Genomic DNA, 13,954 nt, shown 5'->3' on the forward strand with positions numbered 1-13,954 from the left:
CTTAGTTAGTGTTCGCGGCGTTCTGTGCCAAATCGCTGTCGGCGCTCAATTCGCGCACGGCGATGTAACGTTCGCTGCGACGGGTGCGATCCAGCACCTGCCCTACCAATTGACCACAAGCCGCGTCGATGTCTTCACCACGGGTGGTGCGCACGGTGACGTTGAAACCGGCCTGGTGAAGCTGATCCTGGAACCGGCGGATGGCGTTGTTGCTCGGCCGCTCGTACCCGGAATGCGGGAACGGGTTGAACGGAATCAGGTTGATCTTGCATGGAATATCTTTGAGCAGCTCGATCATTTCCACGGCGTGCTCAAGCTTGTCGTTGACGTCCTTGAGCAAGGTGTACTCGATGGTCAGCACACGTTTCTCGCCAAGGGCGGACATGTAGCGCTGGCACGACTCGAGCAGCATCTTAAGCGGATATTTCTTGTTGATCGGCACCAATTGGTTACGCAATGCGTCATTCGGTGCGTGCAGGGACAACGCCAGGGATACGTCGATGTGCTTGGCCAGCTCATCGATCATCGGCACCACGCCCGATGTGGACAGGGTCACGCGGCGCTTGGAGATCCCGTAGCCCAGGTCATCCATCATCAGATGCATGGCGGCCACGACGTTATCGAAGTTCAGCAGCGGTTCGCCCATGCCCATCATCACCACGTTGGTGATGGCGCGGTCGATGGTAGCCGGAACACTGCCGAAGGATTTGTTGGCAATCCACACCTGACCGATGACTTCGGCGGCGGTGAGGTTGCTGTTGAAGCCTTGCTTGCCGGTGGAGCAGAAACTGCAGTCCAGGGCACAGCCTGCCTGGGACGAAACGCACAGAGTGCCGCGCTTGCCCTGGGGAATGTAAACGGTCTCGACACAGCTGCCGGACGCCACGCGCACCACCCACTTACGGGTGCCGTCGCTGGAAATGTCCTCGCTGACCACTTCGGGACCACGGACCTCAGCAACAGCCTTGAGCTTCTCGCGCAAGGCCTTGCTGACGTTCGTCATGGCGTCGAAATCATCGACGCCAAAGTGGTGAATCCATTTCATTACCTGACCGGCACGGAAACGCTTCTCCCCGATTGAGTCGAAGAATTTTTCCATTTCCGGCTGGGTCAGACCCAGCAGGTTGGTTTTAACAGTCGATGTAGTCATGGATTCACCTTCACTCTTAAGCCAATGCTTAGCGAGTGGTTACTTCAGTAGCTGCGAAGAAGTAAGCGATTTCGCGAGCAGCAGCGGCTTCGGAGTCCGAACCGTGAACAGCGTTGGCGTCGATCGATTCAGCGAAGTCAGCACGGATAGTGCCTGGAGCAGCTTCTTTAGGGTTGGTAGCGCCCATCAGCTCACGGTTGCGAGCGATGGCGTTTTCGCCTTCCAGAACCTGAACGACAACTGGACCCGAAGTCATGAAGGCAACCAGGTCGCCGAAGAAACCACGAGCGCTGTGCTCAGCGTAGAAGCCTTCGGCTTCGGCTTTGGACAGTTGCTTCAGTTTCGAAGCTACAACGCGCAGGCCAGCGTCTTCGAAGCGAGTGGTGATCTTGCCGATCACGTTTTTAGCAACGGCGTCAGGCTTGATGATGGAGAAAGTACGTTGAACAGCCATGGTGTAACTCCAGAAACGGTAATTTGCGAAAAATTAAACCCGCGAATTATACGCGGGTTCTTGGGTATTGCCTAACCTGCGAGGACGATCAGTCCAATTCTTCGGCCCAAAGAGTCTGAACCGCCTCCAACACCTTCTCGCCAACACGACCAGAGGTATTGTCGAAATCCGGCAGCTCTTTGATCCATTGCTGCAGGTCGACGAAATTGACAGAAAACGGGTCTACACCCGGTTTGGCTTCCGCCAGCTCTTCTGCAATACGTTGAACATCATTCCAACCGTAGCTCATGACAGTCTTACCAGTCAGTGCGGCGCTTCGGCCGCATGGTTAAGCGAATATTTCGGAATTTCGACGGTGATGTCTTCTTCACCGACGATCGCCTGACAAGCCAGGCGCGACTGGGCTTCCAGACCCCAGGCACGATCAAGGAAATCTTCCTCCAACTCGTCGGCTTCTTCCAGCGAGTCAAAACCCTCGCGAATGATGCAGTGACAAGTGGTGCAGGCGCAGACGCCGCCGCAGGCGCTTTCCATCTCGATATGGTGTTCGTGAGCCAGCTCAAGGATCGACGTGCCAGGTGCTGCGTCGACAACCATGCCTTCAGGGCAGAACTTCTCGTGGGGCAGAAAAATGACCTGCGGCATCAGATATCCTCGATTTCATTCAGATTGCGCCCGGACAGAGCGGCTTTCACCGTCTGATCCATACGGCGGGCAGCAAAAGCATCGGTCACTTGCGACAGACGCTTGGTCTGCTGCTCGATGGCATAACCATCAGTGCCTTTCATCAGTTCGGTCAGTTCCTGCACCTGCAGATCGATGACCATGCGCTCTTCAGCGTCGAGCAAACGCTCGCCATCCGCCTCAAGAGCGCCCTGCACCGCTTCGATCAGGCGCTGGGCATCGACCTGCTGCTCGCGAAGAACGCGGGCGACTTTGTCATCGTTGGCGTGCTGGAACGAATCTTTCAGCATCTTGGCGATTTCGCCATCGGTCAGGCCATAGGACGGCTTGACCTGAATGCTCGCTTCAACGCCCGAACCCAGTTCACGGGCAGAAACGCTGAGCAGACCATCGGCATCGACCTGGAAGGTCACACGAATTTTTGCCGCACCGGCTACCATCGCCGGGATGCCGCGCAATTCGAAGCGAGCCAGGGAGCGGCAATCGGAGATCAACTCACGCTCGCCCTGCAACACGTGGATCGCCATGGCCGACTGGCCGTCTTTATAAGTGGTGAAGTCTTGAGCGCGAGCGACGGGGATGGTGGTGTTACGCGGAATCACCTTCTCCATCAGGCCGCCCATGGTTTCCAGCCCCAGGGACAGCGGAATCACGTCGAGCAACAGCAGTTCGCCGCCATCGCGCTTGTTGCCGGCCAGCGTATCGGCCTGGATCGCGGCACCGATGGCCACCACTTGATCCGGGTCGATTTCGGTCAGCGGTTGACGACCGAAGGCTTCGGCGACGGCTTCGCGAACACGTGGAACGCGGGTCGAGCCACCGACCATGACCACGGCGTGCACGTCTTCCAGCTCGACGCCGGAATCGCGCACGGCGCGGCGGCAGGCTTTCAGGCTGCGAGCGACCATTGGCTCAATCAGCGCATCGAAGGCTTCGCGGGTCAGCTGTGCTTTCCAGTCGCCGTAGGCAACTTCAACACTGTCGGCATCAGTAAGGGCTTCTTTGGCTGCGCAGGCGGCTTGCAGCAGGCTGCGCTGTGCGCCCGGATCGAGGTCGGCGGACAAACCGGCGCTCTCGATGATCCAGCCGGCAATCGCATGATCGAAGTCATCGCCGCCCAGCGCGCTATCGCCGCCAGTAGCGAGGACTTCGAAGACACCGCCGGTCAGGCGCAGAATCGAAATGTCGAAGGTGCCGCCGCCCAGATCGTAAATGGCGACCAGGCCTTCGGCATGCTGATCCAGACCGTATGCCACCGCCGCAGCGGTCGGCTCGTTGAGCAGACGCAACACGTTCAGACCGGCAAGTTTCGCCGCGTCCTTGGTAGCCTGGCGCTGAGCATCGTCGAAATACGCCGGAACGGTGATCACCGCGCCCACCAGCTCACCGCCAAGGGTGGCTTCAGCGCGCTGACGCAATACTTTCAGGATATCGGCGGAGACTTCGACCGGGCTCTTCGGGCCCTGCACGGTGTCGATGAACGGCATGTGCGATTCGCCGCCGACAAAGCGGTACGGCAGTTGATCGCCCAATTGCTTGACGTCGGACAGACCACGACCCATCAGGCGCTTGACCGACAGCACGGTGTTCAGGGGATCGGAGGACGCAGCCAGTTTGGCCGACTCGCCGACTTCGACGCGATCGGCGTGATAACGCACGGCGGAAGGCAGGATGACCCGTCCTTCGGCGTCGGCCAGCGGCTCGGAAAGACCACTGCGCAACGCAGCGACCAGCGAATTGGTAGTGCCCAAGTCGATACCCACAGCCAGACGACGCTGGTGCGGTTGAGGACTTTGGCCGGGTTCGGCGATCTGCAGTAGGGCCATCGTGATCAGGACTTATCTGTATATCAGGCGTGCGACCGGAGCGGCACTGGGTTAATCGTCGAGGCGCTCTTCTAACTGGCGCACTTCGTAGGTGAGCTTGTCGAGGAACTGCATGCGCCGCATCAGGCGTTCGGCCTGTTCGCGCTGCGCTGCATCATCCCAACAGGCTGCGAAGCTTTCGTTGAGCTCTTCCTGGGCGGTTTTCAGGCGACGCTTGAAAGCCGCGACACCGTCCAGGTCGGCACTGTCCTGCAGATCTTCGAGTTCTTCGCGCCATTGCATCTGCTGCAGAAGAAACTCGGGATCGTGGACGGTGACTTCCATCGGCACTTCATGCCCGCTGATGGTCAGCAGGTAGCGTGCACGCTGGGCCGGACTCTTGAGCGTCTGGTAGGCATCGTTGAGCCGTGCAGACTGCTCGAGCGCCGACCGCTGCTCGCGCTCGGAAGCATCGGCAAAGCGGTCAGGATGAACGGCGCGCGCCAGCTCGCGATAGCGCGTGGCCAACTGCTCAAGATCCAGACGGAAGCCCGGCTGCAGCTCGAATAAAGCGAAATGACAAGGAATACCCACGACAAGCCTCAGATGTTGAAGCTTTCGCCGCAGCCACATTCACCGCGTACGTTGGGGTTGTTGAACTTGAAGCCTTCGTTCAACCCTTCCTTGACGAAGTCGAGCTCGGTGCCGTCGAGGTAGGCCAGGCTCTTCGGGTCGATGATCACTTTCTCGCCGTGACTTTCGAACACCTGATCTTCTGCAACCACCTCGTCGACAAACTCCAGCACGTAGGCAAGGCCGGAACAGCCCGTGGTGCGAACCCCCAGACGAATCCCTTCACCCTTGCCGCGCCCGTCGAGGGAGCGCCGCACGTGTCGAGCAGCCGCTTCTGTCATGCTGATAGCCATCGTTGACTCCTTACTCGTCGCCAAATCTTGAAAGTCAGATCAAGCCTTTCTTCTGCTTGTAATCGCGAACGGCCGCCTTGATGGCGTCTTCAGCGAGAACCGAGCAGTGGATTTTCACTGGCGGCAGGGCCAGTTCTTCGGCCAGCTGAGTGTTCTTGATGGTTTCAGCTTCGTCCAGGGTCTTGCCTTTCATCCACTCGGTAGCGAGGGAGCTGGAGGCGATAGCCGAACCACAGCCGTAGGTCTTGAACTTGGCGTCTTCGATAACGCCCTGATCGTTGACCTTGATTTGCAGACGCATCACGTCGCCGCACGCCGGAGCGCCGACCATGCCGGTGCCGACATCAGGATCTTCCGCGTTCATCTTGCCGACGTTACGCGGGTTTTCGTAGTGGTCGATGACCTTTTCGCTGTAAGCCATGATTCTCAATCCTCACTCATCAGGGCCGCTCTTGAGACCCTGCAACTGCGCTGCGTAAACCGCCGCGTCGCTACAGGATCTGTATCCGGCGGCTTCTATATTTAGTGTGCCGCCCACTCGATCTTCGAGATATCGACGCCGTCTTTGTACATGTCCCACAGCGGCGACAGAGCGCGCAGCTTGGTAACGGCCTCGCAGACTTTCTGCGCGGCGTAGTCGATTTCTTCTTCGGTGGTGAAACGGCCGAAGGTGAAACGGATCGAGCTGTGTGCCAGTTCGTCGTTGCGGCCCAGGGCGCGCAGTACGTACGAAGGCTCAAGCGACGCCGAGGTGCAGGCCGAACCGGACGAAACCGCCAGATCCTTGAGCGCCATGATCAGCGACTCGCCTTCAACGTAGTTGAAGCTCAGGTTCAGGTTGTGCGGAACGCGGGCGGTCAGGCTGCCGTTGACGTACAGCTCTTCCAGGTGCTCGACCTGCTTGTAGAAGCGGTCGCTCAACGCCTTGATGCGGACGTTTTCGGCAGCCATGTCTTCCTTGGCCACACGGAACGCTTCGCCCATGCCGACGATCTGGTGAGTCGCCAGGGTGCCGGAACGCATGCCGCGCTCGTGACCGCCGCCGTGCATGGTCGCTTCGATGCGCACACGCGGCTTGCGGCTGACGTACAGCGCGCCGATGCCTTTAGGGCCGTAGGTCTTGTGAGCGGAGAACGACATCATGTCGACTTTCAGTTTCTGCAGGTCGATTTCGACCTTGCCGGTGGACTGAGCGGCGTCGACGTGGAACAGAATGCCCTTCGAACGAAGCAGCTCGCCGATGGCGGCGATGTCGTTGACGGTACCGATTTCGTTGTTCACGTGCATTACCGACACCAGGATGGTGTCTTCGCGCAGCGCGGCTTCGATCATGGCCGGGGTGATCAGGCCATCTTCGGTCGGATCGAGGTAGGTGACTTCAAAACCTTCACGCTCCAGTTGGCGCATGGTGTCGAGGACAGCCTTGTGTTCGATCTTGGAGGTGATCAGGTGCTTGCCCTTGGAGGCGTAGAAATGTGCCGCACCCTTGATTGCCAGGTTGTCGGACTCGGTGGCACCGGAGGTCCAGACGATTTCACGCGGGTCGGCGTTGACCAGATCGGCCACCTGTCGACGGGCGTTTTCGACGGACTCTTCGGCTTTCCAGCCGAACACGTGGGAACGGGACGCCGGGTTACCGAAGTTTCCGTCGACCAGCAGGCATTCACTCATTTTTTGCGCAACGCGCGGATCGACCGGGGTGGTCGCAGAGTAATCAAGGTAAATCGGCAATTTCATGGACTATCTCCTAAATCAGGCTGGCTGGCGTGCCGCTAGCTCTCTGGCTGTCATTCGACGGCGGACGCTTCAATCTTGTCCAGGCGCGGCGCCTTGCCATTGCAACGACGCTGATCCTGACGCTGGGCCACTTCCTGCACCTCACGGCGAGTTACGAGGTCGGCCAAGCTGATACCGCTGAGAAATTCGTGAATCTGCAGGCTCAGGTCGCACCACAGGTGATGGGTCAGGCAGGTGTCACCGGAGTGGCAGTCGCCCTGGCCCTGGCATTTCGTTGCATCGACCGATTCGTTCACCGCATCGATCACCTGAGCCACCTGGATGCCCTGCATGTCGCGGGACAACTGGTAGCCACCGCCCGGACCGCGAACGCTGGAAACCAGGTTACTGCGGCGCAGCTTGGCGAAAAGCTGTTCGAGATAGGACAGGGAGATGCCTTGGCGCTCGGAGATATCGGCCAGGGACACCGGCCCGTGTTGCGCGTGCAACGCCAGGTCAAGCATGGCGGTCACGGCGTATCGGCCTTTTGTAGTCAGTCGCATGGACAATTACCACGGAGTTCGGAATGGGCGGGAGTATGCAATTCCCGAGCATTTAAGTCAACTATAAGACCTAGTGCTTTAGTCGGGTTTACCCGCAAAAGAGCGCGCGAATGATAGCAGGGTCTGCGGCCTAATGGCACACCGGTTGGCAGCAGCCCTGCAAGTGCGTCAGTGGAGCTTGGATTCGTCCTTACCCTTGACGCAGGCGAAGTCTTCTTCACGCAGCTCGGGCAGATCTTTCGCACAGTAATTACTGCCCAGATCCTTCAGCGCACCGCACATCCCCTCCAGACGCCCATCCACCGCTTGCAGGTGATCGAGCAACTGGCCGATGGCGCGCGCCACCGGGTCGGGCATGTCTTCGCTGACGCCGTAGGCATCGAAGCCGATCTTCTCGGCCATCGCCTTGCGTTTGGCGTCGGCCTCGTCATCGGACTTGACGATGATCCGCCCCGGAATCCCCACCACGGTGGCACCCGGAGGCACTTCCTTGGTGACCACGGCATTGGAACCGACCTTGGCGCCGGCACCCACAGTGAACGGACCGAGCACCTTCGCGCCCGCTCCCACCACCACGCCATCGCCGAGGGTCGGGTGACGCTTGCCCTTGTTCCAGCTGGTACCGCCGAGCGTCACGCCCTGATAGATCGTCACGTCATCGCCGATTTCAGCGGTTTCGCCGATCACGATGCCCATGCCGTGGTCGATGAAGAAGCGTCGACCGACCTTGGCGCCCGGATGGATCTCGATCCCGGTCAGCCAGCGACCGAAGTTCGACACCAGCCGCGCCAGCCATTTCAGATCATTGCGCCAGAGCATGCCGGCCAGTCGATGAATCCAGATCGCATGCATGCCGGGGTAGCAGGTCAGGACTTCAAAAGCGTTACGCGCCGCCGGGTCTCGGTGGAATACGCTCTGGATATCTTCACGCAAACGCTCGAACATCATTAATCCTTCCGCTTAAGGAGCTCGCCACGGGCCGCTTTCTGGGTTTCCGTGAGGATGCCACGCAAAATATTCATTTCCGCCCGACTGACCGAGCTGCGTCCGTACAACCGGCGCAGGCGCGCCATCAAGTGCCGTGGTTTTTCCGGATCGAGGAATTCGATGGCCACCAAGGTCTGTTCCAGGTGTTCATAGAACCGCTCCAGCTCATCCATGGTCGCAAGCTCTGCGCTTTTCACGGAGGCCACTTCTTCCTTCTCGATCTTGGTCGGCTGACCTTGTGCAGCCAGCCACGCCATGCGCACTTCATAGCTCAACACCTGCACCGCCGCCCCGAGGTTCAGCGAGCTGAACTCAGGATCCGAGGGGATGTGCACGTGATAGTGACATCGCTGCAGCTCGTCATTGGTCAGGCCGGAATCTTCACAACCGAACACCAGCGCGATTTCCGCGCCCTGCCCGGCCTCCTCGACCACTTTGGTCCCGCACTCGCGCGGGTCCAGCAATGGCCAGGGAATGCGCCGATCACGGGCACTGGTGCCGAGCACCAGATTGCAACCGACCAGGGCGTCTTCCAAGGTGGCGACGACTTGCGCGTTTTCAAGGATGTCACCGGCACCGGAAGCGCGGGCATCGGCTTCGTGATGCGGAAAGACGCGCGGATCAACCAGCACCAGACGCGACAGGCCCATGTTTTTCATGGCGCGCGCGGTCCCGCCGATGTTTCCCGGATGGCTGGTATTGACCAGGACGACACGAATATTTTGCAGCACGGCGGGCGCTCTCGGACTCGGCAAAGGGGTGCAAATCTTACAGAACAGCCTACCGTTAAGCTATGAAAGCGAACAGCGACCTTCACCTGAAGAAAAGTTCTGATAGAATGCGCGGCTTTCTTTAACAACCTTAGGTGACACATCCATGCAGCCCATGCTGAATATCGCGCTGCGCGCCGCCCGCAGCGCCAGTGAACTGATCTTCCGCTCCATCGAGCGCCTGGATACCATCAAGGTCGACGAAAAAGACGCCAAGGATTACGTATCCGAGGTCGATCGCGCCGCCGAACAGAAAATCATCGACGCTCTGCGCAAGGCTTACCCGAATCACTCGATCATGGGTGAAGAGACCGGCCTGCACGCCGGCACCGGCATCGAAGGCGAAGAATACCTGTGGATCATCGATCCGCTGGATGGCACCACCAACTTCCTGCGCGGCATTCCTCACTTCGCTGTCAGCATTGCCTGCAAATACCGTGGTCGCCTGGAACACGCCGTTGTTCTGGATCCGGTTCGCCAGGAAGAATTCACCGCCAGCCGTGGTCGCGGCGCTCAACTGAACGGTCGTCGCCTGCGTGTCAGCGGTCGTACCAGCCTGGACGGCGCTCTGCTCGGCACCGGTTTCCCGTTCCGTGACGACCAGATGGACAACCTCGACAACTACCTGGGCATGTTCCGCGCCCTGGTTGGCCAGACTGCCGGCATCCGCCGAGCCGGTTCGGCGAGCCTGGACCTGGCTTACGTGGCCGCCGGCCGTTTCGACGCGTTCTGGGAGTCGGGCCTGTCCGAGTGGGACATGGCTGCTGGCGCCCTGCTGATTCAGGAAGCAGGCGGCCTGGTGAGCGACTTCACCGGCGGTCACGATTTCCTTGAGAAGGGCCACGTCGTTGCCGGCAACACCAAATGCTTCAAGGCAGTTCTGACGGCGATCCAGCCGCACCTGCCGGCCTCGCTGAAGCGCTAAGCGTTTCGCGAAACCAAAAAAAACACCCTTCGGGGTGTTTTTTTATGGGCATGAAAAAGCACCCCGAAGGGTGCTTTTTTTATAAGCCGTCAACCAGTCACTGGCCCGGCTCGTTCTGCGACAGGATCAGCTTGCCTTCCTTGTCGACCGGAATCTGGTTGCCCGGATCACGATCCATCCGCACCTTGCCTTCCTTGCCGTCCAGCGAATATCGGACGTCATAACCCACGACTTTGTCGCTGATGTCATTCACCGTGTTACAGCGAGTCTGAGTCGTGGTGTAGGTATCACGCTCCTGCATACCCTCCTGAACCTTGTTACCGGCGTAACCACCACCGACCGCACCGGCCACCGTGGCAATCTTCTTGCCGGTGCCGCCGCCGATCTGGTTACCCAGCAGACCACCTGCCAGCGCACCGACCACGGTGCCGGCAATCTGATGTTGATCTTTCACCGGCGCCTGCCGGGTCACTGTCACATCCTTGCACACTTCACGTGGAGTCTTGATCTGTGTTTTGACCGGTTCTACGGCCAGCACTTGCGCATACTCAGGGCCGCTTTTAACCAGGCTGTAGGTGGCAACAGCACCCCCGGCAGTCACACCGACAGCACCCAATACCGCACCAACCAGCAACGACTTGTTCACATGAACCTCCTGACCATCATATGCGGGACGCGCCCGCGCTTCTCCCAGCCTTGGAGCAAAAAAAAAGACGCGAGTTCAACTCGCGTCTTTTTTGACTGACCGCCGGGAAAACGATGGCCGTTATGGACGGTCGTCGACTTCCTTCTCGGTGTTGACCGGCGGAATCAGGTCTTCCGTCGACAGGTTCAGCCAGATCAGCACCACGTTGGCGATGTAGATCGACGAGTAGGTACCCGCCAGAACACCCACCAGCAGCGCCAGGGAGAAGCCGTACAGGTTGTCACCGCCGAAGAACAGCAGCGCCGCGATCGCCAGCAAGGTCGAAACCGAGGTCGCGATGGTCCGCAGCAAGGTCTGCGTGGTCGAGATGTTGATGTTCTCGATCAGCGTGGCCTTGCGCAGAACACGGAAGTTCTCACGCACCCGGTCGAACACGACGATGGTGTCGTTGAGCGAGTAACCGATGATCGCCAGTACCGCCGCCAGCACCGTCAGGTCGAAGGTGATCTGGAAGAACGACAGGATACCCACAGTCACGATCACGTCGTGGATCAGCGACACGATGGCGCCGACCGCAAACTTCCACTGAAAGCGGAAAGCCAGGTAGATCAGAATGCCGCCGAGCGCCAGCAGCATGCCCATGCCGCCCTGGTCGCGCAGCTCTTCACCGACCTGCGGGCCGACGAACTCGACGCGCTTGACGGTCGCCGGGTTGTCACCGCCGACCTTCTGCAGCGCTTCCGCCACCTGATGGCCCAACTGCGGGTCTTCACCCGGCATGCGTACCAGCAGATCGGTGGTCGCGCCGAAGTTCTGTACGACGGCTTCGTGATAACCGGAAGAAACCAGCTGCTCGCGCACCTTGGTGACATCGGCCGGACGCTCGTAGGTCAGCTCGATGAGCGTACCGCCGGTGAAGTCCAGACCCCAGTTCATGCCCTTGTGGAACACGCTGAAGATTGCCAGCAAGGTCAGGAATACGGTGACGCCGAACGCAAAATTGCGGACGCCCATGAAGTTGATTGTACGTAACATGGCAGCCCCTTAAATCCACAACTTCTTGAAGTCACGACCGCCGAAGATCAGATTGACCATCGCGCGGGTGACCATGATGGCCGTGAACATCGAAGTCAGAACCCCGAGGGACATGGTGACTGCGAAGCCCTTCACCGGGCCGGTGCCCATGGCGAACAGGATGCCGCCGACCAGCAAGGTGGTCAGGTTGGCGTCGAGAATCGCAGTGAATGCCCGACCGAAGCCTTCGTTGATTGCACGCTGCACGGTCATGCCGGCGGCGATCTCTTCACGAATCCGCGAGAAGATCAGTACGTTGGCGTCGACCGCCATACCCATGGTCAACACGATACCGGCGATACCCGGCAGGGTCAGCGTGGCGCCCAGCAGCGACATCAGCGCCAGCAGCAGCACCATGTTCACCGCCAGAGCAACGGTGGCGATCAGGCCGAAGAAACGGTAGATGGCGATGATGAACAGCGAGACGAACAGCATGCCCCACAGCGATGCATCGATACCCTTGGTGATGTTGTCCGCACCCAGGCTCGGGCCGATGGTGCGTTCTTCAGCGAAGTACATCGGAGCAGCCAGACCACCGGCACGCAGCAGCAGCGCCAGTTCGGACGACTCGCCCTGGCCGTTCAGGCCGGTGATACGGAACTGCGCACCCAGCGGCGACTGAATGGTCGCCAGGCTGATGATCTTCTTCTCTTCTTTGAAGGTCTGCACCGCGACGTCTTTCTCGACGCCGTCGACCACTTGCTTGGTGTAAGTGGTGACCGGACGCTGCTCGATGAAGATCACCGCCATGCTGCGACCGACGTTGCTGCGGGTCGCGCGGCTCATCAGCTCGCCACCGTGGCCATCCAGACGGATGTTCACTTCAGGGGTACCATGCTCGCCGAAACCGGCCTTGGCGTCAGTCACCTGGTCACCGGTGATGATCAGGCCACGCTCGATCTGGGCAGGAGGACGATTGCCTTCGCGGAATTCGAAAGTTTCGGAAGTGGCTTTCGAAGCACCCGGCTCTGCCGCCAGACGGAACTCCAGGTTGGCCGTCTTGCCGAGGATACGCTTGGCTTCGGCAGTGTCCTGCACGCCCGGCAGCTCAACCACGATACGGTTGGCGCCCTGACGCTGGACGATCGGTTCGGCAACACCCAGCTCGTTGACGCGGTTACGTACCGTGGTCAAGTTCTGCTTGATGGAGTACTCACGGATTTCCGCCAGCTTGGCCGGGGTCATCGCCAGACGCAGCACCGGTTGACCGTTGAGGTCGGCCGGAACAATGTCGAAATCGTTGAAATTCTTGCGGATCAGCGCACGGGCCTGTTCACGGGAATCAGCATCGCTGAAGCCCAGCTGAATGGCACCATTGAGTTGCGGCAGGCTGCGATAACGCAGTTTCTCTTTGCGCAACAGGCTCTTGACGTCGCCTTCGTAGACTTTCAGGCGGGCGTCGAGGGCTTTGTCCATGTCCACTTCCAGCAGGAAGTGCACACCGCCGGACAAGTCCAGACCCAGCTTCATCGGGTGCGCGGCCACGCTGCGCAGCCACTGCGGGGTGGTTTGTGCCAGGTTCAGCGCGACGACGTAGTCATCACCCAATGCCTTGCGGACAACGTCTTTGGCCGGCAGCTGGTCTTCAGCCTTGGTCAGACGGATCAGACCGCCCTTGCCGTTCGCAGCCAGGCTCGAAGCCTTGACGTTGATCCCGGATTCCTTGAGCGCGGTGCTCACGCGATCCAGATCGGCCTGGTTGACCTGCAGGGCCGTGCTGGCGCCGCTGATCTGAATGGCCGGGTCATCGGGGTATAGATTCGGAGCGGAATAAATCAGACCGATCGCCAGCACCGCCAGGATCAGAATGTATTTCCACAGAGGATATTTGTTCAGCATCACGCCGCCCGTTATGAACGCGGGGCGCCTTGCGCGCCCCGTCGATTGAGTAGAAGTTGGAACCTTAGATCGCTTTCAGCGTGCCTTTTGGCAGCGTGGCGGCGATGGCGCCCTTCTGGAACTTCATTTCCACGGTGTCGGAAACTTCCAGAACCACGAAGTCATCGGCCACTTTGGTGATCTTGCCGGCGATGCCGCCGGTGGTGACCACTTCGTCGCCCTTCTGCAGGCTGCTCAGCAGGTTCTTCTGCTCTTTGGCGCGCTTGGCCTGTGGACGCCAGATCATCAGGTAGAAGATGACCAGGAAGCCGACCAGGAAAATCCACTCGAAGCCGCCGCCCATAGGCGCTGCAGCCGGTGCAGCCGCGTCAGCCATGGCATTAGAGATAAAAAAGCTCATTTAGCACTCCAGTTG

General features: G+C 59.6%; 17 protein-coding genes. 1 reads left to right on the top strand and 16 read right to left on the bottom strand.

The window, feature by feature from the left end; translation table 11 throughout:
- Position 1: 1 nt before the first annotated feature.
- From rlmN to trmJ, 12 genes are all read right to left on the bottom strand, one after another.
- Positions 2 to 1,150, bottom strand: coding sequence for a 23S rRNA (adenine(2503)-C(2))-methyltransferase RlmN (gene rlmN, locus K3819_RS23695; RefSeq protein ID WP_007964428.1), 1,149 nt, complete (start codon positions 1,148 to 1,150; stop codon positions 2 to 4).
- 28 nt (positions 1,151 to 1,178) lie between these two features.
- Positions 1,179 to 1,604 carry a nucleoside-diphosphate kinase gene (gene ndk, locus K3819_RS23700; RefSeq protein WP_039765715.1) on the bottom strand — a complete coding sequence of 142 codons (426 nt, stop codon included), beginning with the start codon at positions 1,602 to 1,604 and terminating at the stop codon, positions 1,179 to 1,181.
- A gap of 88 nt (positions 1,605 to 1,692) precedes the next feature.
- Positions 1,693 to 1,893 carry a Fe-S cluster assembly protein IscX gene (gene iscX, locus K3819_RS23705; protein WP_008084655.1) on the bottom strand — a complete coding sequence of 67 codons (201 nt, stop codon included), beginning with the start codon at positions 1,891 to 1,893 and terminating at the stop codon, positions 1,693 to 1,695.
- A 14-nt stretch (positions 1,894 to 1,907) separates the two neighbouring features.
- Positions 1,908 to 2,249: an ISC system 2Fe-2S type ferredoxin gene (gene fdx, locus K3819_RS23710; protein WP_007956685.1), complete on the bottom strand. Its 342-nt coding sequence runs from the start codon at positions 2,247 to 2,249 to the stop codon at positions 1,908 to 1,910.
- Entirely contained in the window at positions 2,249 to 4,114 is a 1,866-nt protein-coding gene (hscA, locus tag K3819_RS23715) for a Fe-S protein assembly chaperone HscA (RefSeq protein WP_007956686.1), read from the bottom strand. Before hscA ends, fdx begins: the two co-directional genes overlap by 1 nt.
- A 51-nt stretch (positions 4,115 to 4,165) precedes the next feature.
- Positions 4,166 to 4,687 carry a co-chaperone HscB gene (gene hscB, locus K3819_RS23720; protein ID WP_039765708.1) on the bottom strand — a complete coding sequence of 174 codons (522 nt, stop codon included), beginning with the start codon at positions 4,685 to 4,687 and terminating at the stop codon, positions 4,166 to 4,168.
- A gap of 8 nt (positions 4,688 to 4,695) precedes the next feature.
- A complete protein-coding gene (gene iscA, locus K3819_RS23725) occupies positions 4,696 to 5,019 on the bottom strand; it encodes an iron-sulfur cluster assembly protein IscA (RefSeq protein ID WP_003227904.1) in 324 nt (107 codons plus the stop codon).
- A gap of 34 nt (positions 5,020 to 5,053) precedes the next feature.
- A complete protein-coding gene (gene iscU / locus K3819_RS23730; RefSeq protein ID WP_003227907.1) occupies positions 5,054 to 5,440 on the bottom strand; it encodes a Fe-S cluster assembly scaffold IscU in 387 nt (128 codons plus the stop codon).
- Between the two features lie 101 nt (positions 5,441 to 5,541).
- Positions 5,542 to 6,756 (bottom strand): IscS subfamily cysteine desulfurase, encoded by a 1,215-nt coding sequence (locus K3819_RS23735; protein ID WP_007956689.1) that lies wholly within the window; start codon positions 6,754 to 6,756, stop codon positions 5,542 to 5,544.
- Between the two features lie 50 nt (positions 6,757 to 6,806).
- A complete protein-coding gene (gene iscR / locus K3819_RS23740; RefSeq protein WP_007956690.1) occupies positions 6,807 to 7,298 on the bottom strand; it encodes a Fe-S cluster assembly transcriptional regulator IscR in 492 nt (163 codons plus the stop codon).
- A 168-nt stretch (positions 7,299 to 7,466) separates the two neighbouring features.
- Complete coding sequence (gene cysE, locus K3819_RS23745) at positions 7,467 to 8,243, bottom strand: serine O-acetyltransferase (RefSeq protein WP_007956691.1); 777 nt, start codon at positions 8,241 to 8,243, stop codon at positions 7,467 to 7,469.
- A gap of 2 nt (positions 8,244 to 8,245) precedes the next feature.
- On the bottom strand, positions 8,246 to 9,016 hold the full coding sequence (gene trmJ, locus K3819_RS23750; RefSeq protein WP_221398060.1) for a tRNA (cytosine(32)/uridine(32)-2'-O)-methyltransferase TrmJ: 771 nt from the start codon (positions 9,014 to 9,016) through the stop codon (positions 8,246 to 8,248).
- Positions 9,017 to 9,161: 145 nt separating this feature from the next.
- On the opposite strand from trmJ, the gene suhB reads away from it, so the two are divergent.
- The gene (suhB, locus tag K3819_RS23755; protein ID WP_007941397.1) at positions 9,162 to 9,980 is read left to right on the top strand and encodes an inositol-phosphate phosphatase; all 819 of its coding nucleotides are present in this window, start codon (positions 9,162 to 9,164) and stop codon (positions 9,978 to 9,980) included.
- Positions 9,981 to 10,077: 97 nt separating this feature from the next.
- On the opposite strand, the gene K3819_RS23760 is transcribed toward suhB, so the two are convergent.
- The 4 genes from K3819_RS23760 to yajC all read right to left on the bottom strand — a co-directional run bounded on the left by K3819_RS23760 (position 10,078) and on the right by yajC (position 13,939).
- Positions 10,078 to 10,626: a glycine zipper 2TM domain-containing protein gene (locus K3819_RS23760; RefSeq protein ID WP_007956693.1), complete on the bottom strand. Its 549-nt coding sequence runs from the start codon at positions 10,624 to 10,626 to the stop codon at positions 10,078 to 10,080.
- A 120-nt stretch (positions 10,627 to 10,746) separates the two neighbouring features.
- The gene (gene secF, locus K3819_RS23765) at positions 10,747 to 11,661 is read right to left on the bottom strand and encodes a protein translocase subunit SecF (RefSeq protein WP_007956694.1); all 915 of its coding nucleotides are present in this window, start codon (positions 11,659 to 11,661) and stop codon (positions 10,747 to 10,749) included.
- 9 nt (positions 11,662 to 11,670) lie between these two features.
- On the bottom strand, positions 11,671 to 13,539 hold the full coding sequence (gene secD, locus K3819_RS23770) for a protein translocase subunit SecD (RefSeq protein WP_039765691.1): 1,869 nt from the start codon (positions 13,537 to 13,539) through the stop codon (positions 11,671 to 11,673).
- A gap of 64 nt (positions 13,540 to 13,603) precedes the next feature.
- Positions 13,604 to 13,939, bottom strand: a complete 336-nt coding sequence (yajC, locus tag K3819_RS23775; RefSeq protein ID WP_007956696.1) for a preprotein translocase subunit YajC — start codon at positions 13,937 to 13,939, stop codon at positions 13,604 to 13,606.
- Positions 13,940 to 13,954: the final 15 nt, after the last annotated feature.

It is taken from the genome of Pseudomonas sp. 3-2 (assembly GCF_019710535.1).
In the GTDB taxonomy this organism is placed as follows: domain Bacteria; phylum Pseudomonadota; class Gammaproteobacteria; order Pseudomonadales; family Pseudomonadaceae; genus Aquipseudomonas; species Aquipseudomonas pharyngis.

Excerpts from the sequence above, each read along its gene's own strand:
- secF (WP_007956694.1), bottom strand. The coding sequence starts at position 11,661 with ATGTTACGTACAATCAACTTCATGGGCGTCCGCAATTTTGCGTTCGGC.
- rlmN (WP_007964428.1), bottom strand. The coding sequence starts at position 1,150 with ATGACTACATCGACTGTTAAAACCAACCTGCTGGGTCTGACCCAGCCG.
- suhB (WP_007941397.1), top strand. The coding sequence starts at position 9,162 with ATGCAGCCCATGCTGAATATCGCGCTGCGCGCCGCCCGCAGCGCCAGT.
- hscA (WP_007956686.1), bottom strand. The coding sequence starts at position 4,114 with ATGGCCCTACTGCAGATCGCCGAACCCGGCCAAAGTCCTCAACCGCAC.
- iscX (WP_008084655.1), bottom strand. The coding sequence starts at position 1,893 with ATGAGCTACGGTTGGAATGATGTTCAACGTATTGCAGAAGAGCTGGCG.
- fdx (WP_007956685.1), bottom strand. The coding sequence starts at position 2,249 with ATGCCGCAGGTCATTTTTCTGCCCCACGAGAAGTTCTGCCCTGAAGGC.
- yajC (WP_007956696.1), bottom strand. The coding sequence starts at position 13,939 with ATGAGCTTTTTTATCTCTAATGCCATGGCTGACGCGGCTGCACCGGCT.
- cysE (WP_007956691.1), bottom strand. The coding sequence starts at position 8,243 with ATGTTCGAGCGTTTGCGTGAAGATATCCAGAGCGTATTCCACCGAGAC.
- ndk (WP_039765715.1), bottom strand. The coding sequence starts at position 1,604 with ATGGCTGTTCAACGTACTTTCTCCATCATCAAGCCTGACGCCGTTGCT.
- secD (WP_039765691.1), bottom strand. The coding sequence starts at position 13,539 with ATGCTGAACAAATATCCTCTGTGGAAATACATTCTGATCCTGGCGGTG.
- K3819_RS23735 (WP_007956689.1), bottom strand. The coding sequence starts at position 6,756 with ATGAAATTGCCGATTTACCTTGATTACTCTGCGACCACCCCGGTCGAT.
- iscU (WP_003227907.1), bottom strand. The coding sequence starts at position 5,440 with ATGGCTTACAGCGAAAAGGTCATCGACCACTACGAAAACCCGCGTAAC.
- iscA (WP_003227904.1), bottom strand. The coding sequence starts at position 5,019 with ATGGCTATCAGCATGACAGAAGCGGCTGCTCGACACGTGCGGCGCTCC.
- iscR (WP_007956690.1), bottom strand. The coding sequence starts at position 7,298 with ATGCGACTGACTACAAAAGGCCGATACGCCGTGACCGCCATGCTTGAC.